The sequence below is a fragment of the Novosphingobium bradum genome, from assembly GCF_042646485.1.
GTDB classification, from domain to species: Bacteria; Pseudomonadota; Alphaproteobacteria; order Sphingomonadales; family Sphingomonadaceae; genus Novosphingobium; species Novosphingobium bradum.
Genome location: NZ_JBHRTQ010000007.1, coordinates 619,008 through 645,343 on the forward strand (window position 1 = coordinate 619,008; position 26,336 = coordinate 645,343).

The 26,336-nt window shown below is 68.3% G+C and carries 24 protein-coding genes; 13 read left to right on the forward strand and 11 right to left on the reverse strand.

What is annotated here, in order from left to right; translation table 11 throughout:
* The first annotated feature begins 72 nt into the window (after positions 1–72).
* Positions 73–3,423, forward strand: a complete 3,351-nt coding sequence (gene carB, locus ACFOD9_RS08835; protein WP_379509715.1) for a carbamoyl-phosphate synthase large subunit — start codon at positions 73–75, stop codon at positions 3,421–3,423.
* A 134-nt stretch (positions 3,424–3,557) separates the two neighbouring features.
* On the forward strand, positions 3,558–4,034 hold the full coding sequence (gene greA / locus ACFOD9_RS08840) for a transcription elongation factor GreA (RefSeq protein ID WP_379509716.1): 477 nt from the start codon (positions 3,558–3,560) through the stop codon (positions 4,032–4,034).
* Between the two features lie 86 nt (positions 4,035–4,120).
* On the opposite strand, the gene ACFOD9_RS08845 is transcribed toward greA, so the two are convergent.
* The 5 genes from ACFOD9_RS08845 to ACFOD9_RS08865 all read right to left on the reverse strand — a co-directional run bounded on the left by ACFOD9_RS08845 (position 4,121) and on the right by ACFOD9_RS08865 (position 6,327).
* Positions 4,121–4,345: a DUF4170 domain-containing protein gene (locus tag ACFOD9_RS08845; protein WP_379509717.1), complete on the reverse strand. Its 225-nt coding sequence runs from the start codon at positions 4,343–4,345 to the stop codon at positions 4,121–4,123.
* A 65-nt stretch (positions 4,346–4,410) separates the two neighbouring features.
* Complete coding sequence (locus tag ACFOD9_RS08850) at positions 4,411–4,938, reverse strand: hypothetical protein (protein ID WP_379509718.1); 528 nt, start codon at positions 4,936–4,938, stop codon at positions 4,411–4,413.
* Positions 4,935–5,288 (reverse strand): hypothetical protein, encoded by a 354-nt coding sequence (locus ACFOD9_RS08855; protein ID WP_379509719.1) that lies wholly within the window; start codon positions 5,286–5,288, stop codon positions 4,935–4,937. The genes ACFOD9_RS08850 and ACFOD9_RS08855 overlap by 4 nt, the downstream gene beginning before the upstream one ends.
* Positions 5,285–5,698: a phage holin family protein gene (locus ACFOD9_RS08860; RefSeq protein ID WP_379509720.1), complete on the reverse strand. Its 414-nt coding sequence runs from the start codon at positions 5,696–5,698 to the stop codon at positions 5,285–5,287. The genes ACFOD9_RS08855 and ACFOD9_RS08860 overlap by 4 nt, the downstream gene beginning before the upstream one ends.
* 29 nt (positions 5,699–5,727) lie before the next feature.
* Positions 5,728–6,327: a hypothetical protein gene (locus tag ACFOD9_RS08865; RefSeq protein WP_379509721.1), complete on the reverse strand. Its 600-nt coding sequence runs from the start codon at positions 6,325–6,327 to the stop codon at positions 5,728–5,730.
* A 255-nt stretch (positions 6,328–6,582) separates the two neighbouring features.
* On the opposite strand from ACFOD9_RS08865, the gene eno reads away from it, so the two are divergent.
* Entirely contained in the window at positions 6,583–7,866 is a 1,284-nt protein-coding gene (gene eno / locus ACFOD9_RS08870; protein WP_379509722.1) for a phosphopyruvate hydratase, read from the forward strand.
* A 91-nt stretch (positions 7,867–7,957) separates the two neighbouring features.
* Positions 7,958–9,136, forward strand: coding sequence for a glycosyltransferase family 4 protein (locus ACFOD9_RS08875; RefSeq protein ID WP_379509723.1), 1,179 nt, complete (start codon positions 7,958–7,960; stop codon positions 9,134–9,136).
* A gap of 58 nt (positions 9,137–9,194) precedes the next feature.
* Here the strand turns inward: ACFOD9_RS08875 and ACFOD9_RS08880 are convergent, their stop codons facing one another.
* Together ACFOD9_RS08880 and ACFOD9_RS08885 are read right to left on the reverse strand one after the other, a co-directional pair.
* Positions 9,195–9,887, reverse strand: coding sequence for a MarR family transcriptional regulator (locus ACFOD9_RS08880; protein WP_379509724.1), 693 nt, complete (start codon positions 9,885–9,887; stop codon positions 9,195–9,197).
* A 129-nt stretch (positions 9,888–10,016) separates the two neighbouring features.
* The gene (locus tag ACFOD9_RS08885) at positions 10,017–10,244 is read right to left on the reverse strand and encodes a hypothetical protein (protein WP_379509725.1); all 228 of its coding nucleotides are present in this window, start codon (positions 10,242–10,244) and stop codon (positions 10,017–10,019) included.
* A gap of 329 nt (positions 10,245–10,573) precedes the next feature.
* Here ACFOD9_RS08885 and ACFOD9_RS08890 point away from each other — a divergent pair, with 329 nt between their 5' ends.
* The 4 genes from ACFOD9_RS08890 to ACFOD9_RS08905 all read left to right on the forward strand — a co-directional run bounded on the left by ACFOD9_RS08890 (position 10,574) and on the right by ACFOD9_RS08905 (position 16,193).
* Entirely contained in the window at positions 10,574–12,709 is a 2,136-nt protein-coding gene (locus tag ACFOD9_RS08890) for a M13 family metallopeptidase (protein WP_379509726.1), read from the forward strand.
* A gap of 128 nt (positions 12,710–12,837) precedes the next feature.
* A complete protein-coding gene (locus ACFOD9_RS08895) occupies positions 12,838–13,659 on the forward strand; it encodes an SDR family oxidoreductase (RefSeq protein WP_379509727.1) in 822 nt (273 codons plus the stop codon).
* Between the two features lie 184 nt (positions 13,660–13,843).
* Positions 13,844–15,400 (forward strand): AMP-binding protein, encoded by a 1,557-nt coding sequence (locus ACFOD9_RS08900; protein WP_379509728.1) that lies wholly within the window; start codon positions 13,844–13,846, stop codon positions 15,398–15,400.
* A 13-nt stretch (positions 15,401–15,413) separates the two neighbouring features.
* Positions 15,414–16,193: an SDR family NAD(P)-dependent oxidoreductase gene (locus ACFOD9_RS08905; RefSeq protein ID WP_379509729.1), complete on the forward strand. Its 780-nt coding sequence runs from the start codon at positions 15,414–15,416 to the stop codon at positions 16,191–16,193.
* Between the two features lie 15 nt (positions 16,194–16,208).
* On the opposite strand, the gene ACFOD9_RS08910 is transcribed toward ACFOD9_RS08905, so the two are convergent.
* A complete protein-coding gene (locus tag ACFOD9_RS08910; protein WP_379509730.1) occupies positions 16,209–16,604 on the reverse strand; it encodes an MAPEG family protein in 396 nt (131 codons plus the stop codon).
* A 197-nt stretch (positions 16,605–16,801) separates the two neighbouring features.
* On the opposite strand from ACFOD9_RS08910, the gene ACFOD9_RS08915 reads away from it, so the two are divergent.
* The 5 genes from ACFOD9_RS08915 (at position 16,802) to ACFOD9_RS08935 (ending at position 22,652) form a co-directional block, all read left to right on the forward strand.
* A complete protein-coding gene (locus tag ACFOD9_RS08915) occupies positions 16,802–18,691 on the forward strand; it encodes a phosphotransferase family protein (RefSeq protein WP_379509731.1) in 1,890 nt (629 codons plus the stop codon).
* On the forward strand, positions 18,688–19,116 hold the full coding sequence (locus ACFOD9_RS08920) for a hypothetical protein (protein ID WP_379509732.1): 429 nt from the start codon (positions 18,688–18,690) through the stop codon (positions 19,114–19,116). Before ACFOD9_RS08915 ends, ACFOD9_RS08920 begins: the two co-directional genes overlap by 4 nt.
* A 71-nt stretch (positions 19,117–19,187) precedes the next feature.
* Positions 19,188–19,907 carry a glutathione S-transferase family protein gene (locus ACFOD9_RS08925; RefSeq protein ID WP_379509733.1) on the forward strand — a complete coding sequence of 240 codons (720 nt, stop codon included), beginning with the start codon at positions 19,188–19,190 and terminating at the stop codon, positions 19,905–19,907.
* Entirely contained in the window at positions 19,900–21,084 is a 1,185-nt protein-coding gene (locus tag ACFOD9_RS08930; protein ID WP_379509734.1) for a sulfotransferase family protein, read from the forward strand. Before ACFOD9_RS08925 ends, ACFOD9_RS08930 begins: the two co-directional genes overlap by 8 nt.
* Positions 21,085–21,140: 56 nt before the next feature.
* The gene (locus tag ACFOD9_RS08935) at positions 21,141–22,652 is read left to right on the forward strand and encodes a class I adenylate-forming enzyme family protein (protein ID WP_379509735.1); all 1,512 of its coding nucleotides are present in this window, start codon (positions 21,141–21,143) and stop codon (positions 22,650–22,652) included.
* A 60-nt stretch (positions 22,653–22,712) separates the two neighbouring features.
* Here ACFOD9_RS08935 and ACFOD9_RS08940 read toward each other — a convergent pair whose 3' ends face one another.
* The 3 genes from ACFOD9_RS08940 to ACFOD9_RS08950 form a co-directional block, all read right to left on the reverse strand.
* A complete protein-coding gene (locus ACFOD9_RS08940; protein WP_379509736.1) occupies positions 22,713–23,981 on the reverse strand; it encodes an MFS transporter in 1,269 nt (422 codons plus the stop codon).
* Entirely contained in the window at positions 23,981–24,952 is a 972-nt protein-coding gene (locus ACFOD9_RS08945) for a phosphotriesterase family protein (protein ID WP_379509737.1), read from the reverse strand. Before ACFOD9_RS08945 ends, ACFOD9_RS08940 begins: the two co-directional genes overlap by 1 nt.
* A 97-nt stretch (positions 24,953–25,049) precedes the next feature.
* Entirely contained in the window at positions 25,050–26,258 is a 1,209-nt protein-coding gene (locus ACFOD9_RS08950; RefSeq protein ID WP_379509738.1) for a CaiB/BaiF CoA transferase family protein, read from the reverse strand.
* Between the last annotated feature and the right edge of the window lie 78 nt (positions 26,259–26,336).

Consider the following 26,336-nt stretch of genomic DNA (forward strand, 5'->3'; position numbering starts at 1 on the left):
CGCCATCGTTCCTACACCCCCACCCAACCCTCCCCCTCAAGGGGGAGGGCTACTATGGCAGCGTGAGTCAAAATGCCCAAACGCACTGACATCTCCTCGATCCTCGTCATCGGCGCCGGCCCGATCATCATCGGCCAGGCCTGCGAGTTCGACTATTCGGGCACCCAGGCGATCAAGGCGCTGAAGGAGGAGGGCTACCGCGTGGTCCTCGTCAACTCCAACCCCGCCACGATCATGACCGATCCCGAGTTCGCCGATGCGACCTATATCGAGCCGATCACGCCCGAGATCGTCGCCAAGATCATCGAGAAGGAGCGGCCCGATGCGGTGCTCCCCACGATGGGCGGGCAGACCGCGCTCAACACCGCGCTGGCCCTGTTCAACGACGGCACGCTGGCAAAGTTCGGCGTCAAGATGATCGGCGCCGATGCCGATGCGATCGACAAGGCCGAGGATCGCCAGCGGTTCCGCGAAGCGATGGACAAGATCGGGCTGGAAAGCGCGCGCAGCGGCGTTGCACACACGGTGCAGGAGGCTTTCGACGTGCTGGAACGCACCGGCCTGCCCTCGATCATCCGCCCTTCGTTCACGCTGGGCGGCACCGGCGGCGGCGTGGCCTACAACAAGGCTGAGTTCGAGGCGATCGTCCGCTCCGGCCTCGACGCCAGCCCCACCACCGAGGTCCTCATCGAGGAATCGCTGCTGGGCTGGAAGGAATACGAGATGGAAGTCGTCCGCGACCGGAACGACAATGCCATCATCATCTGTTCCATCGAAAACGTCGATCCGATGGGCGTCCACACCGGCGATTCGATCACCGTGGCCCCGGCGCTCACGCTGACCGACAAGGAATACCAGATCATGCGCTCCGCATCGATCGCGGTCCTGCGGGAAATCGGCGTGGAAACAGGCGGTTCCAACGTACAGTTCGCAGTCAACCCGAAGGACGGGCGGCTGATCGTCATCGAGATGAACCCGCGCGTCTCGCGCTCCTCCGCGCTCGCCTCCAAGGCCACCGGCTTCCCGATCGCCCGCGTCGCCGCCAAGCTGGCTGTGGGCTACACGCTGGACGAGATCACCAACGAGATCACCGGCGCCACCCCGGCCGCCTTCGAGCCGACCATCGATTACGTGGTCACCAAGATCCCGCGCTTTGCCTTCGAGAAGTTCAAGGGCGCCGAGCCGCTGCTCTCAACGGCCATGAAGTCCGTCGGCGAAGTCATGGCAATTGGCCGGAATTTCAAGGAATCGATGCAGAAGGCGCTGCGCGGTCTGGAAACCGGGCTGGATGGCTTCAACCGCGTCCCCGAACTCGAAGGCGCCACCCGCGACGAGATCACCGCCGCCCTGTCGCGCCAGACGCCGGATCGTCTGCTCAACGTCGCCCAGGCCATGCGCGAGGGCTTCACGATCGAGGATATCCACGCGGTCACCAAATATGACCTGTGGTTCCTGCGCCAGATCGCCGAGATCGTGGCCGAGGAAGCCAACATCGTCGCCAATGGCCTGCCGCTCGAGGCCGATGGCCTGCGCCGCCTGAAGGCCATGGGCTTTTCCGACAAGCGCCTCGCCACCCTTGCCGTCCGCTCGGTCGGCGTGGCCGGCGGGCTGGGCGAGACCCAGGCCCGGCGCTCGGGCTTGCTCCACGATGCCCTGAAGGGCCTGGCTGGCGCGACCAGCGAGGCCGAAGTGCGCGAGCTGCGCCACCGCCTCGGCGTCAAGCCGGTGTTCAAGCGGATCGACAGCTGCGCGGCCGAGTTCGAGGCCGTCACCCCCTATATGTATTCCACCTATGAGGCGCCCAGCTTTGGTGAGCCTGAATGCGAGGCCCGCCCGTCGGACCGCAAGAAGGTGGTGATCCTGGGCGGCGGGCCGAACCGGATCGGGCAGGGGATCGAGTTCGATTACTGCTGCGTCCACGCCTGCTTCGCGCTCGCTGAAGCCGGCTACGAGACGATCATGGTCAACTGCAACCCCGAGACGGTGAGCACCGACTACGACACCTCGGATCGCCTCTATTTCGAGCCGCTGACCGCGGAAGACGTGCTGGAAATCCTCAAGCTGGAACAGTCCACCGGCGACCTGGTCGGCGTGATCGTCCAGTTCGGCGGGCAAACCCCGCTGAAGCTGGCCCAGGCGCTGGAAGATGCCGGCATCCCGATCCTGGGCACCTCGCCCGACGCGATCGACCTTGCCGAAGACCGTGAGCGCTTCGCCGCCCTGGTCGAGAAGCTCGGCCTGCGCCAGCCGCTCAACGGCATTGCCCGCAGCCGTGACGAGGCCGTGGCCGTGGCCACCCGCATCGGTTATCCGGTGCTGATGCGCCCATCCTACGTGCTGGGCGGCCGGGCGATGGAGATTGTCGACAGCGAGGCCCAGCTCGATGACTACATCGCCACTGCGGTGCAGGTCTCGGGCGACAGCCCGGTGCTGATCGACCAGTATCTGCGCGACGCTATCGAATGCGACGTCGATGCCCTGTGCGACGGCACCCGCGTGGTGATCGCCGGCGTGATGCAGCACATCGAGGAAGCCGGCATCCATTCGGGTGACAGCGCCTGCACCCTGCCGCCCTACAACCTCGCCCCCGAGATCATCGCCGAGATGGAGCGCCAGGCCGAGGCGCTGGCCCTGGCCCTGGGCGTGAAGGGGCTGATGAACATCCAGTTCGCGGTGAAAGCCAGCGTCCGCGAGGACGGCACTGAAGAACAACTGGTCTATCTCATCGAGGTCAACCCGCGCGCCAGCCGCACGGTGCCCTTCGTGGCCAAGGCGATCGGCCAGCCGGTGGCCAAGATCGCCGCGCGGGTCATGGCCGGTGAGCCGCTGACCAACTTCCCGCCGATCAAGCGCGAGTTCGACTACATGGCGGTAAAGGAAGCGGTGTTCCCCTTCGCCCGCTTCCCCGGGGTCGATCCTGTACTCAGCCCGGAGATGAAGTCTACCGGCGAAGTCATGGGGATTGATACCGATTTTGCCACGGCCTTCGCCAAGAGCCAGCTTGGCGCCGGAACCCTCCTGCCGACGAGCGGGGTGGCCTTCGTCTCGGTCAAGAACAGTGACAAGCCGGTGATCCTGCCGGCGGTGAAGAAGCTGGTCGACCTTGGCTTCCGGGTCATCGCCACGGGCGGGACCGAGAAGTTCCTCACGGAAGCCGGGGTTCCGGTCGAGCGGGTGAACAAGGTGGCCGAAGGGCGCCCGCACATCGTCGATCGCATCATCGATGGCGAGATCGCGCTGATCTTCAACACCACCGAGGGGTGGCAGAGCCTGAAGGATTCGCAATCGATCCGCATGGCGGCGTTGAAGGCCAAGGTGCCCTACTTCACCACGGCGGCGGCTTCGGCCGCGGCGGTGGAAGCCATGGCCGCCTTGCGTGGCGCGCAACTTGAAGTGCGGTCGCTTCAGGCCTATTATGCCTGAACCAATCGCGTTTCTCCCCCACCGCGTCGGGTAAATTTCGGCCGTATTGCGCGTTTCATGCGCTCCGCGGCACGGGATAGCCGTCGCTGCGGGGGGCCATGTCGGAACGTGGGGCCAGGAGGAAGAACAGGGCTATGGCGAGTGTCGAGAAGCTGCCGATGCTGGCGGAGGGCTACGAGAAGCTCATCGCCGAGCTGAAGGCGCTGCGCGAGGAGCGGCCGAAGATCGTCGATGCCATTGAGGAAGCCCGCGCGCATGGCGACCTCTCGGAGAACGCGGAATATCACGCCGCCAAGGAGCGGCAGGGCCAGGTCGAGGCTTCGATCTCGGACCTGGAAGACAAGGTCAGCCGCGCGCAACTGGTCGATCCGACCACGCTTTCGGGCGACAAGATCGTGTTCGGCGCGACGGTGACCCTGCTGGACGACGACGACAAGCCGGTGCGCTACCAGATCGTCGGCCCCTACGAGGCCGATGCCAAGGTTGGGCGGATCAGCTACAATTCGCCGCTTGGCCGCGCCCTGATCGGCCGCCGGGTGGAGGACGAGATCGAGGTCACGGTTCCTTCGGGCGACAAGTTCTACGTGGTCGAGAAGATCGAATTCATCTGAGCCGCGCCGGGGGCCTCCCCCTATGTCGGGCAGAGGAAACCGGATAAAAGAAAAGGGCGCCCGTTGCGGCGCCCTTTTCCTTTCGGTTACGGGTTCAGTTCGATGTCGGGTTCGAGCAGGCGGTGGAGGTGGACGATCACGTATTTCATCTCGGCATCGTCGACCGTGCCTTGTGCCCGCGCCCGCCAGGCCTCTTCGGCTTCGGCATAGGTGTTGTAGACGCCAACCATATCCATCTTGGCGAGGTCCACGAATTCAAGACCTTGCGGATCGGCAACCCGACCGCCCATCACGAGGTGAAGCTTCTGCATCTGCTGGTATTCCCGGGGAGAGAGTGAGACCCCTCTCTACCTTCGCACTTGCACAATTGGAAGGGTCAGTGACGCAGATGTGACGTAAGTCTAATGACCTGGCGCGCGATTTTCAGGCCGGTGTCGCGCGCGTTGCCCGCAATCTCGCCGGCCGCTTCGCCTGCCGTGCCGATGGCCTTGGTGGCCGCCGTTCCGGCCTCGCTAGCCGCCTGGGTGGCGACGCTCGCCGCCTTGCCGCCCAGCGCGCCGATCCTTTGCCGGCCGTCGCTGGACATTTCACTCGCGGATTCCAGCGCATGGCGGCCATAGGCCAGCCCAAGTTCTCCGGCCACGCCCGCTACGGCGATGGCGCCGCGTACCAGCCGGCCTCCCGCGGACCGGGGCAGGAGCGCGCCGGCCACTGCGCCCAGCGCCAGCCCGCCCAGCACCAGAGCGAAGGGATAGTCCATCGCCAGCGCCGTGTAGCCATCGGGCGGATCGCGCTCGGGCAGGGGCGAACGGGCCATCGCAGCCTCCGATTCGCCGACCTTGCGGCGCAGCCGGGCGCGCTTGGTCGCCGTCGCTTCGGGCTCGCCCCTGTTGTCGTCTTTCACGGTATCACCTTGCGTTTGGTCCAATCCCGCAAACGCGCCCACCGCGAGGCCGGTTCCGGGTTAAGCAGCTGTTCGTAAAGCTGGCACGCCGAGTTGAGCAGGGGGCGGCGCAGGACCCAGGCGAGGAGGGCGAGGGCGGTGGCGGCCAGCACCCATTTGCCGTCTTTCGCGATGGCCAGGCCTTCATCGGCGGCGGCCATCGCCCGGCCGGTGGCTTCATCGACCACCCGCTGCGGGATCGATCGTTCGCCCAGCGCGCGGCGGACCTGGCCGAGCCGGGCATCGAACACCGCGCGGGCAGCATCACGGACCGCGCGATCTTTGGCCAATTGGCTTTCGAGCGCGGTCATCGCGAGGGCTCCGACTCGCTGCCGGCCAGCGCCCGGCGCGTCCGCTTCCAGCTGCCGGCCGCCACCAGGATGCAAGCGAGGGCGGCGAGCAGCAGCCCGCCCACGACGATGGCCGTGGCGCCCCAGGCCGTGACCAGCGGGGTCAGGGCCAGCAGCAGCCCGATGGTCAGCCCGCCCAGGGCGAAGAAAGCGAGGACGAAGGCGAGCAAACCGCAAATCGCGATGGTGCGGGCGGCCGTCCCGGCAACTTTCGCGCGCGAGGCCTGGAAGGCCAGTTCGGCCTCGGCCAGGGTCTTCGCGTCGCTGGCGAGCTGGCGGATATCGGCGATGAGCGCCGAAATCCCGTCCGGGCCGGCAGGCTCGGCGGGATCGTCGGCCGGCGGGGCGGCGCTATCGGGCGTAGGGTCCATCGGGCGGGGCCGAGGCCGGCGCGGGCTGGTCAATCGTCCGACTTGCCGGAACCCTTGAACAGGCGCGAGAGCATGAAGCCGGCGACCGCGGCAAGGCCGACCGCGACGCCCGGGCTCTTTCTGACCGCTTCGCGCGCATCCTCGGCCAGTTCGCCAAGATCCTTGGCATCGAGCCTGGCGGCGGCATCTTCCATCGAGCGGGCGGCGGTTCGGGCATAGTCGCCATATTTGACGCCGAGCTTGTCATCGATGGTCCCGGCGCTGTCGGCCACCAGCCTGGCGGCGGCGGAGATGCCTTCCACGGTGCGGGCCTTGCCATCCTGGGCGAGGGCGCCGGCGCGTTCCTTGGCCTGTCCGGTCATGGTGCGGGCTTCCTCGAGCAGGGCGTCGGACTGGCTGGCGAGCCTTTCGCGGTAGGCTCCGGCGGTGTCCTGGGCCTGGGTGGCGAGCGCCTGGGCGCCGGCGCGGGCCTCGTCGATGGCCTGGGCGAACTTGGCCTTGGCATTGGCACCCGCAGCCATGGCCGAATCGCTGGCAGCCGAGACCGATTCCGCCAGCGGCGCGACCTTGGGCGCGCGGGGCTTGCGGGCCGGCTTTGCGTTGTCCGGGGTGGCAGTGTTCTCGACCATGAGAATTCCCTTTATTATCAGCAAGTTGTTCAGGCTTGCTCAGTCTGCTTGGCGCCGCCGGGCGGCAGCTACGATCCATTCGGGCACGACACGGAACCACGCGCCGGGGCCCTCTGGGCAACATGATGCGGCAACGCCGCTTGCCTGCCAAGGTTCCTTCCGCCAAGGGGCTTGCCGAAACCGGCATTCCGGCAGCGATCCGGAGCCGGAACCGACCAATCGCACTCCATGTGCCTTCAGGAGGAACAGCCCGCCATGACCGCCATCATTGACATCCACGGCCGCGAGATCCTCGACAGCCGCGGCAACCCTACGGTGGAAGTCGACGTGCTGCTCGACGACGGCTCCTTCGGCCGCGCCGCGGTCCCCTCGGGCGCCTCGACCGGCGCGCATGAGGCGGTGGAACTGCGCGACGGCGACAAGAGCCGCTATCTCGGCAAGGGCGTGCTCAAGGCGGTCGACGCGGTGAACACCGAGATCGCCGATGCCCTGCTGGGCCTGGACGCCGAGGACCAGCGCGACCTGGACCTCGCCATGATCGCGCTCGACGGGACCGAGAACAAGAGCCGGCTGGGCGCCAACGCCATCCTCGGCACCAGCCTGGCGCTGGCCAAGGCGGCCGCCAATGCGCGCGGGCTGCCACTCTATTCCTATGTCGGCGGGGTTTCGGCGCACGTTCTGCCGGTGCCGATGATGAACATCATCAATGGCGGCGAGCACGCCGACAACCCGATCGACTTCCAGGAATTCATGATCATGCCGGTCGGCGCCAGCTCGCTGGCCGAGGCCGTGCGCTGGGGCGCGGAGATCTTCCACACCCTGAAGAAGGGTCTGCACGAGAAGGGTCTGGCGACCGCGGTGGGCGACGAGGGCGGCTTCGCGCCGAACCTGGCTTCCACCCGCGCCGCGCTGGATTTCGTCATGGCCTCGATCGAGAAGGCGGGCTTCAAGGCCGGCACCGAGGTCAAGCTCGCGCTCGACTGTGCCTCGACCGAGTTCTTCAAGAACGGCAAGTACGAGATCAGCGGCGAAGGCCTGAGCCTGACCCCGGTGCAGATGGCCGACTACCTAGCCGACCTTGCCGCCGCCTATCCGATCATTTCGATCGAGGACGGCATGAGCGAGGACGACTTCGAGGGCTGGAAGGCGCTGACCGACAAGATCGGGAGCAAGGTCCAACTGGTGGGCGACGACCTGTTCGTGACCAATCCCAAGCGCCTTGCCATGGGCATCGAGCAGGGGCTGGCCAATTCGCTGCTGGTCAAGGTCAACCAGATCGGCTCGCTCACCGAGACGCTGGAAGCGGTGAGCATCGCCCAGCGCGCGGGCTATACCGCGGTCATGTCGCACCGTTCGGGCGAGACCGAGGACGCGACCATCGCCGACCTCGCGGTGGCCACCAACTGCGGCCAGATCAAGACCGGCTCGCTCGCCCGGTCGGACCGGCTCGCCAAGTACAACCAGCTCATCCGCATCGAGGAAGAGCTGGGCAGCGCGGCGCGCTATGCCGGGGCTTCGGCCTTCGGCCGGCTGGCCTGAACACGCGGCCGGCGGGGCGGACCGGGTGATGCTTGCGACACCCCGGCCGCCCGCCGCCGTGCCTGACCGGACGGGCGGTGCGGCACAACCGGTGCCTCGTCGCTGGGTGACGGTGTTCAACCGCAACCGCGACGATTACCAGGTGCCCCTGGCCCTGGTCGAGGCCGGGCTGCTCGATTGCCACGTGGCCGATTTCTATGCGCCGCGCCCGGCTCCCTGGTGGTTGCCCCGGCGCCTGGCGCGCATGGCTCATCCCGGGTTGGCGCGGGAGCGGACCCGGTGGTCGGTGTCTTCGTTCCTGATGCAGATGGCGGGGATCGCGCTGCGCCTGCCGATGGACCGGGTGTTTCCGCTCAGCGATTTCCTGCTGGGGCTGACCGCGGCGCGGGTGGCCCGGGCGCGGGGCGCGAACCTGCTGTGCTATGGCAGCTACGTGCCGCCGCGTGCGCTGATGCGGCGCGAGGCGAAGCTGGTGGTCTTCGAATTCCATCCCCATCCCGCCCTGACCTATGCCTTGCTGGAACGCGATGCGCGGGCCTTTCCGCAGGTGCGCGCTTCGTTTGCCGCGGAACGGCGCGACCGCGACCGGGCCGGGGTGACCGGCGCCTGGCGCAAGGCCGACCGGATCATCTGCGCCAGCAGCATGACCCGCCGTTCACTGGTCCATGCCGGCTGCGAGGAAAGTCGGATCGCGGTGGTGCCCTATGGCTTCACGGCGCCCGGTGGCCCGATGGCGGAGCGGCCGGCCGGAACCTGCCAGTTCCTGTTCGTGGGCCAGGGCATCCAGCGCAAGGGGCTGCACCACCTGTTGCTGGCCTGGAACGCGCTGGCCGGGCTGGACGCCGAGCTGACCCTGGTCTGCTATCGCATCGACCCTGGTATCGCGGCCATGGCCGCGCAGGCCGGAGTGCGCGTGCTGGCCCACCAGAGCCCGGCGGACCTGGCGCGGCTATATGGCGAGAGCGACGTGTTCGTGATGCCTTCGATCGTGGAAGGCTTCGGCCTGGTCTACCTGGAAGCGCTGGCCGCTGGGTGCCACGTGGTGGGCACGCAGAACACCGGTTTGCCCGACCTGCCGCTGGACGAGCGGGCGGTGTCGATCGTGGCGGTGGGCGCGGTAGACGAACTGGCCGCGCGGCTCGTGGAACTGGTGGCGCGCAAGCAGGCGGGAGGGCTGCGGCCAGCCGAGATCGCCGCCCAGGCGAACAATTGGCAATGGGCCGATTTCCGCGCCGGGGTTGCCGCCGAACTGGCGCGGCTGGAGGATTGACTCTCTGGCGCGAGGACCGGCACGGACAGGGCCTAATTCCGGTGCGCGGCGGACGTGATCAGGGCGCAGAAGTTCGCGCGCGGCTGGTGTCGCCCTGATCATCGGCATCGCTCAGCGCGGCGCGGGCGAAGTAGCTGACCATCTTGGCATAGGCTTCGGCGGTGAGCCGAACGAAGATGCGGCGGGCATCGGTGGGATCGGCTTCGCGCAGGACCAGGCCGCGTTCTTCAAGGATGGTGAGCCAGCGCAGCGCGGTGGTGGTGGGCACTGCGGCGCCGATGCAGGCGCTGGTGACGGGCACCCGCTTGCGCTCCTTGGCGGCGATGAACAGGTCGAGCAGGAGATCCCAGGCCGGTTCGCCGAACAGCGAATCCTCGAAGAACAGCGCGCGGCTGCGGCGGCGGCGATAGGTCTGCCGGGCATCGCGCAGCCAGCGGCGTTCATCATCGGGGGCAAAGGCGAAGCCGGGCAGCGGGCCATCGGCGGGGCGGCCGGATTCGGCCTGTTCGATTTCGGCGGCAAGGACCAGCAATTCATTGGCGGCGGCGATCAGGCGGCGGGCCTGGTTGCGCGCGATAGGGGCACGATCGAGCGGGCGGCGATCAGGCAGGGCGCGGCGTGACGGATCGGTATTGCCCGCGCCCAGGCTGCCCCCGGCGCGGTGGCCATTGCCCAGGATGTCATCGTTTCCCCGCCCATCGCCATCTACGCCAAGGCCCGGCGCAACCGCGCCGACTGCCGAGGCCGGCAATGGTTCCATTTCCCCGCTATACCCGACCATTTCCGAACGAGCCCCAGATCATGCCGCCTGGCCATGGCACGCACCAGGCCGGCTTCCGGCACGATACCTAGACCCGCAACCGATTGTGTGGGTGGGAGATTAATCCGTTCCCGAGCCATCCCGTGCCAGGTTGAACTGAATCCGCAACTGGTCGATCGCCATCGAGAGGTAGGCAGCGGATACGCCGGCCTCGATCCGGTCCAGTGCGGCGAGGCAGGATTCGAGATTGCGGGCGATTGCCTGGGGATCGTCGGCCACAAGGGGGCGGGGGGAGGCGCTGCCCGGCGGCGTGCCCGCGCCGGGCAGGATCAGCATGAATTCGGACATGGCATCTCCTGCGCTGCTCCGGACTGGCGACCGGCTGGGCGGGCCGGGCATTGGACCGTTATGGAAGCAACCTGTGGAAGCCTGCTTGCCGCGGACCTGCGCGAAATCCCTCATAGGGTCGCCCGGCGGGGTTGACGACCCGAATCGGCGCGCGGGTCGGGCGCACCGTCGCCAGGCCGGGCGAGCGGTGGGCGGCCATCGTGGCCGGGGCAAGATGCGGGGTGGCGGGAGCAGGCGCGAGCGCCTATAGGGAAGGCCCGCAAGCCGGCCGCCGGGAGACGGCCCCGCGTGAGCGGAACCCGCCTGGTCGCCTTCCAGCAGAGGTCCGATTGCTCCAGCGCCTGCTTCGCCCGCTCGTTTCGTGGCTGCCCGCTTCCTGGTCGCGCGCCAAGGCCTTGCTGCCGGCGCTGGCTCTGGCCGGCGGGCTCCTGGCACTTGGCCCGGTCGGCTGCGCGCCGGGCGAGGACGGGGGCGAGGCCCATTCGCCGGGAACCGGGCTGGGCATCGCGCTTGACGCGCTCGACAAGACGATCAAGCCGGGCGACGATTTCTACGCCTATGCCAATGGGGCATGGATGCGCGCCGCGACGATCCCGGCGGACAAGAGCAGCACCGGCGCCTTTCGCATGGCCGACGAGGCGACCCAGAAGCAGTTGGGGCGGCTGGTTGACGATATCGTCAAGGGCGATGCCGCGCCCGACAGCGATCCGGGACGCATCCGGACCTTCTACACGACCTACGTCGATACCCGGGCGATCGACGCGGCGGGGCTGGCGCCGGCCAGGCCCGACCTCGACCGGATCGCCGCGATCGCTGACAGGACCGTGCTTTCGCGGGTGCTGGGTGAGCAGGTGCGCGCCGATGTCGATCCGCTCAACGCGACCGACTGGCAGACCGAGAACCTGCTGGGCCTGTTCGTCACCCAGTCGCTGAGCGGCAGCGCGGTCATGCCCTATGTGTTGCAGGGCGGGCTGGGGATGCCGGGGCGCGACTATTACCTTTCGCCCGATCCGAGGATGGCGGCGATCCGCGACAAGTATCGCGCCTACCTCGCGCGTTTCCTGGGCGATGCCGGGTTTGCCGATGCGGCGGGCATGGCGGGACGGATCTATGCGCTGGAGGCCAAGATCGCGGCGGCCCACGCCAGCCTGGTCCAGAGCAACGATTTTCGCCAGGGCGCCAGCGAGTGGACCCAGGCCGATTTCGCCCGCAAGGCGCCGGGGATCGACTGGGCGGCCTTCCTCGCCGGGGCGGGCCTTGCCCGGCAGGATCGGTTCGTGGCCTATCACGCCACCGCGATCCCTAGGCTGGCGGCGCTGGTGGCGAGCGAGCCGCTTCCCGCCTGGAAGGACTGGCTGGCCTTCCACCAGCTCAATGCCCATGCCGATGTCCTGCCGAGCCGGCTCGATGCGGATCACTTCGCCTTCTACGAGGGCGTGCTCAATGGCACCGCCGTGCCGACCCCGCGAGCAAAGCGGGGGATCGAGGCGCTGAACGCGGCCCTGGGCGATGCGCTGGGCAAGCTTTACGTCGAGCAGTATTTCCCGGCCTCGGCCAAGGCCGAGATCGAAGGCATGGTGGGCGCGATCAAGCAGGCCTTCGCCGCACGGATCGAGGCGCTTGATTGGATGGCCGAGCCGACCCGGGCCGAAGCCCTGGCCAAGATTTCCGCGATCGCGGTGGGCGTGGGCTATCCCGACCGGTGGACCGACTATTCGGCGCTGACCGTGGTGCCCGGGCAGGCCTATGCCAATGCCGTGGCCGCGGAAAAGCTGCATCTCGCGCAGCAACTGGCCAAGCTGGGCCAGCCGCTTGACCGGCGCGAGTGGTGGATGAACCCGCAGACGGTCAACGCGGTGAACCTGCCGGTGCAAAACGCGCTCAATTTTCCCGCCGCGATCCTCCAGCGGCCGTTCTTCGATGCGGGGGCGGACCCGGCGTTCAACTATGGCGCGATCGGGGCGGTGATCGGGCACGAAATCAGCCATTCGTTTGATGATAACGGCGCCGCCTTCGATGCGGGCGGCCGCTTGCGGAACTGGTGGACGCCGGCCGATCTCGCACGCTTCACACGCAACGGCCATGCATTGGCCCTGCAATACGATTCCTATGCGCCCTTTCCGGGGCTGCACGTGAACGGCAAGCAGACCCTGGGCGAGAACATCGCCGACCTTGCCGGACTGGCCGCGGCCTACGATGCCTATCGCGCCTCGCTCAAGGGCAAGGAGCCGCCGGTGATCGACGGGTTCACCGGCGACCAGCGGTTCTTCATCGCCTTTGCCCAGGGCTGGGCGACCAAGATGCGCGAGGAGGCCTTGCGCGGGCGGATCGTGCGCGATGGCCATGCGCCGGGGCAGTATCGCGCGCTGACGGTCCGCAACATCGATGCCTGGTATCGCGCCTTCGACGTGCAGCCCGGCGACCGGCTGTATCTTGCGCCCGAGGAGCGGGTGCGGATCTGGTGAGCGCAAGGTGGGTGGCGCCGCGCGGCATCGTCCGGGCGGCGGGCTTGTGGCTCGTAGGGTGGCGGACTACCACCTGCCGGTGAATCCAGTCGATGGATCGGCTGTGGATGCTGGGAGGGAGACGGACAATGCACAATCATGTCGAGGGCAAGGTGATCGCGATCACCGGAGCGGGTAGCGGCTTTGGCCGGCTGACCGCGCAGAAGGCGGCGGCATTGGGGGCCAGGGTTCTGTGCATCGACATCGACCTCGCTTCGGCCCAAGCGGTGGCCGAGGGGATCGGCGCGGCGGCCGTGGCAGTGCGTGCCGACGTCAGCCAGATCGAGGATATGCGCGCGGCCATCGCGGTTGCGGTCGAGCGGTTCGGGCGGGTGGACGTGATGGTCAACAATGCCGGGACGATGCCGCTGGCCTTCCTGGCCGATCACGAGGCGGCGCTGGCGGCGTGGAACCGCTGCATCGACATCAACTTCAAGGGGGTGATGAACGGGACAGTGGCGGTCCATGACCAGATGATCGCGCAAGGTTCCGGCCATGTGATCAACCTCTCGTCGATCTACGGCAATTTTCCGCTGAGCGGCGCGGCCGTCTATGGGGCGACGAAGGCGGCGGTCGACTATTTTTCCCATGCGGTCCGCCAGGAAAGCCAGGGCAAGATCAAGGTGACGGTGATCAAGCCTTCGGGCGTTTCTTCAACCGGGCTGGCCGGGTCGGTGGTCAACGCGGCGAGCGCGATGGGCATCTTCGGGCACAATGCGCCCGAGGCCCTGGCGACCTATGCGCGGATCCGCGAGGAAGGGCTGGTGCCGCCGGGTTCGGACAGCATCGGCTACTTCTCGCTCGAGGCGGACTATATCGCCGATGCCATCATCCATGCGATCAACCAGCCGCTGGGCGTGGCGATCAGCGACATCACGGTGCGGGCCGCCGGGGATCTCTACATTCCCTGACCGGCGCGCGCCGGTGGGGCGCCGGTGACCGGGGCGCGATCGCGCTCCGGTGGCGATCGCGCGCGCGATGAATCGGAGGCATTGCCCGCGCCGGCCATGGGCCATTGACAGGCCGGGGAATGGCCCGACAGTTTCGCTCCCGCAACAGGCGCCGCGTGAACGGCGCGAGGGGAGAAGGCCAACGATGAGCGATCTGCTCCACCATCCGGTCAGCGGGTGCGATTTCATGGTCCGGGCGATGTCGTTCGATCCCGACCGGCTGGTGGCGATCGGGCAGGACGGCGAGCGGCTGACGGCGGGGGAACTGGCCGCGCAGATCAGCCAGATGCAGCAATTGTTCGAAAGCCTTGAACCCCGGCCGCGCCGCGCGGCGGTGCTTTCGCGCAACCGGCTGGAAATCCTGGCGGTGAACAGCGGCCTCGACTTTGCCGATATCGTCGGCACCGCGCTCCATCCGATGGGCGCCCTGGAAGACTATCTCTACGTGATGGAAGACGCCGGGATCGATCTGCTGATCTATGATCCGGCCTATTACGAGGATACCGCCGCCGCGCTGATCGCCCGGGCGCCGGGCATTCGCCATGCTTTCGCCATGGGCGGCCAAGGCGCGGGCCGGAACCTGATTGAGGCGGCGGCGCGCTTCGTGCCCGGGCCGCTGGTTGCCCCGCTGCGCGATCCGGATCACGTTTCGCGCATTGCTTATTCGGGCGGCACCACCGGCAAGCCCAAGGGCATCCTGTGCACCAATGGCGCCTCGGCCACCTCGTTCCTCACCCAGATGATGTGCTGGGAATGGCCGCGCGAGATCCGCCACCTGATCTGTGCGCCGCTGAGCCATGCCGGGGGGGCCATGCTGATGCCGATCCTGCACCGGGGCGGCCATATGGTGGTGATCCCCGGATTCGAGCCGGTGGCGGTGATGCAGGCGATCCAGGACCACCGGATCACCTCGATCCTGCTGGTGCCGACCATGGTCCTGACCCTGATCGATCATCCCCGCTTTGCCGAGTTCGACCTCTCCAGCCTGGAAATCTGCTATTACGGGGCATCGAGCTTCCCGCCCGCGCGGCTGAAGGACGCGATCGACCGGCTGGGGCCGATCTTCTTCCAGTTCTATGGCCAGGCCGAGGCGCCGATGTCGATCACGGTCCTGCGCCGCGACGAGCACGATACCAGTGATCCGCTCCGCATGGCGAGCTGCGGGCGGCCGACCCCGATGGTGCGCGTGGCCCTGCTGGACGATGCCGGCCAGCCGGTGCCCGATGGCACGCCGGGGGAAATCTGCGTGCGCGGGTCGCTGGTGAACGGCGGGTATCTGAACAAGCCGGAGGAGACGGCGGCGGCCTTTGCCGGAGACTGGCTGCACACCGGCGACGTGGCGATCCGCAACCCCGACGGGTTCCTGCGGATCGTGGACCGCAAGAAGGACATGATCGTGACCGGCGGTTTCAACGTGTTTGCCCGCGAGGTCGAGGACGTGCTGACCGAGCATCCCGGCGTGCGCCAGGCGGCGGTGATCGGCGTGCCCGATCCCCGGTGGGGCGAGGCGGTGAAGGCGGTGGTGGTGCTGGAGCCGGGGGTGACGGTGGACCCGGCCACGTTGATCGCCCGGGTGCGTGAGCGCAAGGGCGCGGTGCAAGCGCCCAAGACGGTGGATTTCGTGGATGCCTTGCCGGTCACCGCGATCGGCAAGCCCGACAAGAAGACGCTGCGGGCGCGCTATGCCGCCGTTGCGGCCTGAGAGGAGCAGGGACATGGCGCGGTTTGATGGCAAGGTGGCTCTGGTTACCGGGGCGGCGGCGGGGATCGGCGGCGCGATCGTTCGGCGGCTGGCCGATGAAGGAGCCAGGGTGGTGGCGCTGGACATCGATGCCGCCGCGCTGGTCCATGACCATCCGGCCGTGGTCAACCGGGTCTGCGACATGACCGACCGGGGGCAGGTGGATGCCATGGTGGCCGGGGTCATGGCCGAATTTGGCCGGATCGACCTGTTGTTCAACAATGCCGGGATCGGGATGCTGGAGGAAACGCCCGACATCCAGGACGAGAACTGGGAGCGGGTGTTCCGGCTCAACGTGACGGCGGTGATGTATGCGGCGCGCGCGATCATTCCGCATATGCGCGCGGCGGGCGGCGGGGCGATCATCAACACCGCCTCGATCTCGGGGCTGGCGGGGGACTATGGCCATACCGCCTACAATGCCTCGAAGGGGGCGGTGATCCAGTATACCCGGGCCATGGCGATCGATCACGGCAAGGACAACATCCGGGTGAACGCGCTGTGCCCGGGGCTGATCCTGGGCACCCGGATGACCGGGCGGATCAGCGCACGGGCGCAGGAAGCCTGGGCCGAGGCGACGCCGCTGGGCCGGGGCGGCACGGCCGAGGAAATGGCCGCGGTGGCCGCCTTCCTCGCTTCGGACGATGCCTCCTACATGACCGGATCGATCGTGGTGGCCGATGGCGGGCTGACCGCGCATACCGGCCAGCCCAACATGGTCAAGATCCTGCGCGAGATGGCGGCGCAGGGGTGAGCGGCGGGGCGGCGCTCAGGCCGCGAGCAGTGGCCACAGCGCCATGCCGAGGCCGACCAGGCTGACCATGTAGACGAGGGTGCGGACCTTGGGCACGCCGAAGCCGTAGAGCGGCAGGTAGACGATCCGCGCGCCCAGCCAGATCCAGCCGCCCAGCGCGGTGGTGGGGCTGGTGCGGCCGGCGAGGACCACGCCGAGCAGGGCGACGATCGCCACGGGCAGGGTTTCGAGGAAATTGGCCTGGGCACGCACCAGGCGTCCGGCGACCGGTTCGAGCGGGGGCAGGGCTTCGTCACGCGCGCCCATGTTCCAGGTCTTGCCATATTGCCGGGTCTTGAGGTGGACGGCGGCGAACACGTGGACCATCAGCAGGACCATGGCGAAGGCGAGGATGGTGAGTTCTGTGGGCATGGTGCTTGTTCCCCTGGGTGAGCCTGGCGGGAGGGAGCATGAAGCGGCGGGGCATGGCAAGCCCCCCGCATGGCCATGGCCCTTTGCCTCCATATCGCGGCCGCGCTATTCAGGCCGGAACGGGGCCGGTTCCTTGCCGCAAGGCCCGGATCATGGCCTCATCCGGGCAACCGGAAAAATGGGTGGGGACAGCGGGGATGTTGAGCAAGGCCGACGAGTATTTCGTTCACCAGACGCCTGATCCGATTGCCCGGTCGGGCGTGGATCGCAACTTCTACGACCGCTATTTCCTCAACGGCTATACGCCCGACGGGCGGGTGTTCTTCGGCGGGGCGCTGGGCGCCTATCCGCAGCTCGGCATCATGGACGGCGCCTTCGCCATCCGGATCGAGGACCGCCAGTACAACCTCCACGTCTCGCGCCATCTCGCCAATGACCGCACCGACACGGTGGTTGGCCCGCTGGCGATCGCGGTGATCGAGCCGTTGCAGAGCCTGCGCCTGACGGTGGCCGACAATGCCCACGGGATCAGCGCCGACCTGCGGTTCGACGGGCGGCATTTCCCGGTGGAGGAGGAGCGCCATACCCGCTGGCTGGGGAGCCGGCTGTTCATGGATACGACCCGGCTGACCCAGCTTGGCCGGTGGACCGGCTGGGTGCGGGCCGGGGGGCGCGAGGTGCGCGTGGGACCGGGCGAGCCGGACGGCGAGGCGCTGGGCACGCGCGACCGCAGTTGGGGCATTCGCGGGGTGGGCCTGCGCGATCCGCAGGCCGCCGCGCCGCCGGTGCCCGCGCAGTTCCACTGGTACTGGGTGCCGGCCCATTTCGAGGACCGGGTGCTGCATTTCTACATCAACGAGGACGAACAGGGCGATGCCTGGAATGTCGGCCTGGTGGGGGTGAAGGACGGCGGCGAGCCGGAGCGGCTGCGCGAGGCGCGGATCGAGCCGGTGCTGGAGCCGGGCACGCGCTGGCCTTCGGGCGGGGTGATCACCGGCAGGGACAAGGCGGGCGGGCTTTACCGGGTGGAGCTGCAATCGCACCGCCGGTTCTACCTGTGCGGGCTGGGCTATACCCATGCCGACTGGGGCCATGGCTTCAACAAGGGGCCGCTGGCCACCGGCTATGACGAGATCGCGGTGGACGAGCTTGGCCGCATCCATGGCGGATCGAGCCAGGAGACCTATCGCTTTCGCGCCTGCTGGGTGGATGGCGGGGAGCGGGTCGAGCGTTGGCTGATCCTGCGGCGCGAGCCTTCGGCGGGGCTGGTCGTGGCCGAGCGCGACCTGGAGTTCACCGTATACAGCGCGCTTCAGGGGAGCGGGGTGCCGGTGCCGGCGGCGCACTTCCTGGAGCTGGACGGGCAGTGGCTCGACCGGCCGTTCTTCATCATGGACCTGCTGCCGGGCACGGCTGCCCATCCCTATCTGCCGGGCGACCAGTTCGCGGGCCGGGGGGAGGCGGTTGCGCGCGAATTCTGGCGGATCCTGGGGCGGCTGGCCCGGCTTGATCATCGCGCGCTGGGGCTGGCCGGGCTTCGCAATGGCCAGGCGGCCGGGCGGCTGTGGGAGCGCGAGCTGGATCACTGGGAGGCGATCCTCGATGAGAACGAGCGCGTGATCGACCCGATCCTGCGCGGGGCGATCCGCTGGCTGCGGCGCAATCCGCCGCCCGAGCCGGCCAGGCCCGCCGTGGTCCATGGCGACTACCGGCAGGGCAATTTCCTTTCCACGCCCGAGCAGGGGATCACCGCGATCCTCGACTGGGAGATGTGCCACATCGGCGATCCGCTGGAGGACGTGGCCTGGGCGATCAACGAGTTCTGGCCGATCACCCGCCTGCTCCCGCTGGACCAGGGCATCGCCGAATGGGAGGCGGCCTCGGGGATGGCGCTCGACCGCGATGCGCTGGAATGGTGGCGGCTGTTTGCCGCGGTGAAGGGCAGCGCGATCTGGATCACCGCCGAGGCCAGCCTGATGTCGGGCCGCAGCCGCGAGCCGGTGCTGGTGCTGGTGGCCTTCCGCAGCGGGCCGATCCACCGCAATGAAGTGTTGCGACGAATGGCCGAGCGGGGGGCGATGGGATGAACAACCTGACCATCGAAATGGTGCTGGGGGTTCTCGCCGATGCGCTGGAGAACAGGGTGCGGCCGGTGTTGGCGCACGATCCCTTTGCCGCCGAGCAGGTGCGTCTTTCCGCTGCGGCGCTGGAGGTGGCGGCACAGCAGGTGGACGGGCTGGCCGCGGTGCGGATTGCCGACAATGACGCAATGCGCGCGCTGTTTGGCGAGGCCGCGGCGCTGGCTGGCGGCGATCTGGGTGATCGGCTGGCCGTGGCCGCGCGGGGCCGCGAGCCGGGCTATCGGCTGAGCGAGCTTGATGCGGAGGGTGGGCGGCTGCGCCTGCTACTGGTGGAATTGCACGCGGCGCTTGAGGATCGGGCCGGACCGGAGGCCGGGGCGATGCACCAGCGGATCTGGCGGCTGCTGGCGGAAATGGAGGCGCGGCGCTGAGCCTTCGGGCGGCCTGCGGTCGTTGACCGATCGCTGCCCATCACTCGGTTCGCTTGCACAGGAGAGTGGCCATGATCGAGCTTTACGTCGAAGGGTCGCCCGCCGTGTTCAAGGCGGCGATCATGCTGGAGGAGTGCGGGCTGGACTACCGCTGCCGCCACGTTTCGATCTCGCACGGGATGCAGCACGAGCCGGAGTTTCGCGCGCTTTCGCCCAATGGCAAGATCCCGGTGATCGTCGACGCGGCGCCGGCCGACGGGGGCGAGCCACTGGCGGTGTTCGAATCCGGCGCGATCCTGGTCTACCTTGCCGAAAAGACCGGGCGCTTCCTGCCGACCGAGCCGCGCGCCCGCACGCAGGTGATGCAGTGGCTGTTCTGGCAGAGTTCGGGATTGAGTCCGTTTTCCGGGCAGGCGGTCCATTTCCTGCGCTATGCGCCGGAAGCGGCGCGGCCCTATGGGCGGCTGCGCTACATTGGCGAGATGAAGCGGCACTGGGCCGTGCTCGACACGCACCTGGCGGGGCGCGAATGGATCGCGGGCGACTATTCCATCGCGGATATCGGCGCGTTCCCGTGGATCAACATGGCCGACCGTTTCCGCATGACCTTCGATGATCTGCCAGAGCTGGATCGCTGGTGGCGCGCGGTGGGCGAGCGGCCGGCGGTCAGGCGGGCCTATGACAAGGTGGTTGCCGCCCGCGTCGACCGGCCGATCGACGAGGAGGCCTTCCGGCGCAACCTGTTCGGCGCGGCGGCCGAGCAGATGCCGGGAACCGGTCCGCGTGGCTGAGGGCTGGGGGCCGGGGCCGTGGTTCACGGTCGACGAATTGCTGGCCGAGGCCGAGGCGGTCACCGGCCTGGCGGATTGGGGGGATGACGAGTTCCGCGAGCCGCTAGGCCAGTTCGTCGCCTCGCTCAATGCCGAGGCGCGGCTGACGGCGCAGGGCGTGGCCCGGGCGCACAGCCATATCCGCAAGATGCTGGTGGGACGGCTGCGGCTTTACGAGGATCGCAAGCGCTTCCCGGCGATAGGCGAGGAGCGGATCGCGGCGCCGCTGTTCATCACCGGGCACGGGCGATCGGGCACCTCCTATCTCAACGCCCTGCTGGCCGCTGATCCGCGCCATCATGCGCCGCGGCACTGGCAGATCTGGACGCTTTCGCCGCCGGTCAACCATCCCGATACCGACAACGGGCCGCAGATGGCGCAGGGACGCCACTACATCGATTTCGAGGGCTGGGCCGATCCCGAGGTGCGGACCCGGCACGACTATAGCTGGGACGGGGTGGCCGAGGACACGCTGATCTCGGACTACAGCTTTGTCGGCAAGGCCTTCCCGTTCTTCTGGAACGTGCCGGGCTATGGCCGGTGGCTGGCGAGCCACGGCGATGCGCGGGCCGGGCTGCGGATCGAGCGCAAGATTCTCCAGGCGCTGCAATATGGCTGCCCGCGTGATCGCTGGGTGCTCAAGAACCCCACGCATCTTGGCATCCTGGGCGACCTGTTCGCCGAGTTTCCGGATGCGCGGGTGATCGTCAACCATCGCGATCCGGTCAAGAGCCTGGCCTCGATGGTGGGCCTGCTCCATGCCCACCGTCGGCAGTTCGGCAATGCGCCGGTGGAGGTGGGCCGCCTGTTCATGCTGGGCGCGATCGCCGGGGCGGTGGCGACCACGCGCGACCTGATCCGGCGGCGCCAGGATCCGGCGGTGGACGCGCGCTTCATCGACGTGCACTATCTTGATCTGGAGCGCGATCCGCTGGGCGAGGTGGGGCGGATCTACGAGCGTTTCGGGATTGCCTTCACCCCGCAGGCACGCGCGGCGATGGCGGCCCACATCGCGGCCAACCGCAAGGGCAAGTTCGGTGCCCATCGCTACGATATCCGCGAGCTGGGGGTGAGCGTGGCGGAAGTGCGCGAGGCCTTCGGGTTCTATTACGAGGCCTTCGCCATCCCGTTTGAATGAGCGGGGCGGCGGCGGCAAGGACAAGGTGCGTCTGCCAGGTTGGCGGCGCGGGATTGGTGAGAGAGTGGACGATGGTGGAAGAGGTTCCGCAACTGGCGGAGATGATCGCGGCGGCTTTCGCGCGGGGCGAGGGCGCCCGGGCGGTGGAGTTCGAGGGCACCTGGTATGACTGGGCGTGGATGCGCCGCACGGCGGACCGCGTTCTGGCTCTGCTGGACGAGGCGGGCCTGCGCGAGGACCAGGCCATCGCCATCGCGCCGGCCAATACCCCGGCCTGCGCCACGACCCTGCTGGGGCTGATCGCGGCCAACCGCGAGATCGTGATGATCTATGCCTACCAGACGCCCGAGGCGCTGGCGAAGAAGGTGCGCGAGCTGAACTGCGCGGCGGTGCTGGCCGAGGACAAGGCCTGGGAAGCGCCGATGCGCGAGGCCGCCGCGGCCTGCGGCGCGGTGGGCATCACGCTGGGGCTTGAGCGGCAGGAAATCGTGCCCGGCACGGCGGTGGATGGCGCGCGCGAGCATCGGGTGGCGGGCGCCAGGCGGGGGATCAACCTGCTGACCAGCGGCACCACCGGCCCGCCCAAGCTGCGCCACGCCGATTACGAGCTGCTCAAGACCTCGATGATCCTGCAATCGGCCACCCACCCCTATGGCGTGCCGGCGCCGCCGCAGCCGGCCTGGTTCGCTTCGGCCTTCGGCAACATTTCGGGGCTCTATTCGTGGCTGCCGCTGGTGGTGGCCAACCGGCCGGTGATCATGCGGCCCAAGTTCAACCTTGATGACTACCTGGTCTATTTGAAGACCTACCGGCCGGCGAGCGCGGGCATTCCGCCCTCGGGCTTCCGCGAGCTGATCGACCGGAACGAGCCAAAGGAAACTTTCGCGGGCATCCGCTACATGGCCGCCGGGGCTTCGGCCATGGACGCCGACCTCCAGCGCCAGGTGGAGGAGACCTACGAGGTCAAGATCCTCCATGCCTATGGCGCGACCGAGTTTGGCGGGGTGATCACCATGAACACGCCGCAATTGCTGGAGGCGTTCGGCGGGGAGAAGAGCTTCTCGGTGGGCAAGCCGATCGGCGGGGTGCAACTGAAGATCGTCGATCCGGAAACAGGCGCCGACCTGCCGCCCGACACGCCCGGCGTGCTGCACGTGCAGGTGCCGCGCGTGGGTCCGGAGTGGATGGAGACGAGCGACCTGTGCAAGCTCGATGCCGACGGCTTCCTCTGGTATGTCGGGCGCAACGACGGCGCTATCGTGCGCGGCGGGTTCAAGATCGATCCGGTGGCCGTTCGCAATGCCCTGCTGACCCATCCGGCGATCTTCGACGCGATCGTGGCCGGCGCGCCCGACCGGCGGCTGGGCGAGGTGCCGGTGGCGGCCTATGTCGTCCGCAAGGGGGTCGCGGCGCCGAGCCTTGATGAACTCAAGGCCCATATGCGCGCGCATCTGCCCGCGACCTTCCTGCCAACCGCCTACCGGCAGGTGGACGAGCTGCCCTATACGCCGACCAACAAGCAGGACCTGGCCGCGGTGCGCGCCATGTTCGCGGCCGGGGACGACTGACAGGGCGGGCCGGCGGCGGCATCACGATGCGTTCGTGGTGCCGTCGCCGGATCGTGCCGGTCAGGCCGCGACGGCGCGTGGCCGGTGCCACGCGGGATAGTCGCCGAGGCGGACCAGCAGCAGGGCCGAGACCAGGCAGGCGGGAATCGCGCCGATGATGATCGGCGTGTAGCTGTCGCCCAGGTCATAGATGAAGCCGGTCACCATCGGCCCCAGGCCTGCCGCCAGCGCGATCACGCTGGCCATGACGCCGAAGATCGCGCCGAAGTGGCGCAGGCCGGCGTAGATGCCGGTGAGCTGCACGCAGATCTGCAATTTGGTGCCGCCGCTGTAGCCCAGCGCCATCATCGACAGGACGACCATGGTTGGTGTGCGGAACGGCTCGAGCATCGGCACGAAGGCGAGCGCCATGATGATCAGGGTTCCGGCACCGACCAGGCCGGCGTCGAAGCGATCCATCAGCCAGCCGGTAATGAACTTGCCGGCGATTGCGGCCACGCCGCTCAGGCTGGCGAGCCAGGCGGCGGTATTGCGGTCCACCCCCTGTTCGATCAGCAGGGGCACCTTGTGAACGAGGATGCCAGCCGACAGCATCAGCACGATCAGGGTCGACAGGCCGATCCGCAGCAGCGGTACGCAGCGCATGGCCTCGCGCGGGGTGAGGCCGGAGAATTCGGGCGCTGCCGCGGCCGCGCCCGTCCCGGAGCGCGCGGTGCCGCGGCCATCCTCGACCAGGAAGACGCTGGCCAGCAGGACGGCGGGCAAGCCCCAGATCAGGCCAAGCAGCATATAGGCCTTGGTGACCCCGTAGGCGTTCAGCAGCAGGTTCGCCAGCGGCGGGGTGACGATCTGCGCGATGGTCGATCCGGACAGGGCGACGGCAAGGGCCGTGCCGCGTCCGGCGATGAAGGCCTTGGAAATGGCCGCGGTCCAGACCGTGCTCTTGGCCATCAGCGCGACCAGGCCATAGACCGTCCAGAGCGACATCCACTGGCCGAAGGAGCCATTGGCCAGTCCGATCGCGGACAGGGCAAGGGCGGTGAGCGCCAGGCCCGGCAGGCCGATGCGGCGGCTGCCCCAGCGATCGATCAGCGAGCCGACAAAGGGCGACAGCGGGATGGTGAGGACGCCGGCCACGGTCAGCCCGGCGGTGATCTGCGTGCGGCTCCAGCCGAATTGCCTGTGCAGCGGATCCATGAACACGCCGGTGGCGTTGACGGCGACCGTGGGCAGGGCAAAGCCCACGACGCAGGCGAGAACGAGCGGCCAGTGGCGGCGCCATTCCTCGGCGACGGATGCGGCGTGGTGCGCTTGGGAGGTCGTGGTCATCATGGCATCCCGGTCAGCAGGCGGCGCGGGTTGGCGCGGAAGATGGTGTCGAGATCGACATCGCTGACGCCGCGTTCGCGCAGCATCGCGGCGAATTCGGTGAACACGTAGCTGAGCGGGCGGCCGTTCTGCATATATTGCACCGGATCGAGCTTGGCCGCGTGGGGGATGCGGAACGGAAAGCGCGCGGCCGAGAGGGTGCAGACCCGGTCCTGCGAGAGGCACAGGTGGCCGGCATAGCCGTGCTTGACGAGCGCGGCGGCATGATCGGCGCGGCGGCTGTCGGGGGCGAGGGCTTCGGTGCCGACGCGGTCGATGCCGACGAAGGTGCCGCGCGCGGCAAGGTCGCGGATCGGTTCCCAGGCGGTCTGCTCGTCCTGGTGGCCGATCAGGATGCGGCCCGGATCGGCCCCGTTTTCGGCGAAGATCTGCTGCTGGACGTCGCCGTGGCGGCTGTGCTCGGTGTGGGTGATGATCGCGCAGCCCATCGCCTTCTGGGCCTGGGCGGCGGCGGCGAGGATGCGGCGTTCGTTGTCGCTCACCTCGAAGCCGGTGGCGGCCTTGATGACGCCGGGCCTGAGGCCGGTCTTGCCGACGCCGTGGGTCAGCTCGTGGATGTAGAACTCGGCGATTTCCTCGGTGTCGCGCGCGCGCCAGTAACCGGGGATGCCGAGCGCCTCGAAGTAGAAGCCGGTGGCGAAGATGATCTGCACGCCCGACTTCTCCGACACTTCGGCATAGAGCTGCGGATCGCGCCCCAGTTCGATCGGGCAGGGATCAACGAGGGTGCGGATGCCGTGGCCGTGGAGTTCCTTGAGCCGTTCGACCGCGATCTGGACGATCAGCTCGCGGTTGGGGGCATAGCGGGGATCGAGTTCCTCGCCGGGCAGCGCGATGATGATGTGTTCGTGGACCAGGGTTGGCCCCAGGTCCTCGGCCGCGACCGGCCCGGTGACGCTCATGACCTGCATGGCAATTGGCTCCTCTTCCCCATTGTCGTTCGGCGGTGGGTGTTATGCCGCAGTGTGCGCCGCCGGGTGGGGGCGGCACAAGTCGGATCTGGCCGGATCAGCGGACCACGCCGGCCTCGCGCAGGCTTTCCAGTTCCGCGCCGGCGATGCCGAGGCTGGCGAGGATTTCCGCGCTGTGTTCGCCATAGGCGGGGCCGCGCCGCAGGGCACCGACCGGGCGTTCGTCGAACTGGCAGGGAGTGGAGCCGACCATGTATTCGGGCGCGGCTTCGGGGCCGACCGGAACGACGAAGCCGTTGACCAGCGCCTGGGGATCGGCGGCAACCTCGGCCGGGCTGAAGCAGGGCGCCCAGACGCCTTCCATGGTCTCCAGCCGCTTCACCCATTGTGCCAGGGTGCGCGTGGCGAAGACCGCATCGAGTTCGGCGATCAGGGCGCCGCGATTGGCGTGGCGCGCCTTGGGATCGGCGAAGCGTTCGTCGGCGATCAGGTCCTCGCGGTCGATGTGGCGGCAGAAATCGGGCCACCAGTGCGGCATCAGCAGGCACAGGTTGAGCCAGCGGTCGTCTTTCGTGCGGTACATCAGGACGAGCGGGCTGAAGCTGTCCTCGCGCGGGATGTTCTGGGGTTCCTTCTGGATGCCCATGCTCGACATCGCGATGATCTGGGAATTGAGGTAGGTGCCCACCGCATAGAGCGCATTGTCGACCACGGCGCCCTTGCCGGTGCGCTCGCGCCGGAACAGGGCCGCGGCGATCGCGCCGGCGGTGGTGATCCCGCCGGTGAGATCGCCGATCGAGGTCGCGGCCGAGGGTGGCGCCTCGCCGGGGCGGGAGTGGAGGTAGGACAGGCCGCCGCGTACCCAGGTGGAGGGATTGTCGAACCCGCCCTGGGCGGCGAACGGTCCCTCGCGGCCATAGCCGGTGCCCCGGGCGTAGATCAGGCGGGGGTTGATCGCGAACAGGTCTTCCGGCTCGATCCCCAGCTTGGCCCGCGCATCGGCGCGCAGGTTGGTGGTGAAGACATCGGCCTCTTTCACCAGGCGATAGAGAATCTCGCGGCCGGCGGGCTGGTGCAGGTCAAGCGCGAGCGAGCGCTTGCCGCGATTGCCGGCCTCGAAGAAGGGGTTGTAGCCGCCGGCCTCGAGATTGGGGATGGCCAGCGAGCGCATCGGATCGCCGCCACCGGACGTGCGTTCGATCTTGATGACGTCGGCGCCCCAATCGGCCAGTTGCATGGCCGCGGCCGGCACGAAGGTGTGCTCGGCCACCTCGACCACGCGCACGCCTTCCATCACATCGTACATGGCCCGCTCCCTTGTGTCTGGGCCGAAAGGGGGCAGGCGCCCCGCCCCCGTTCCGGCCGGTTGGGCGGAAGGTGGCGG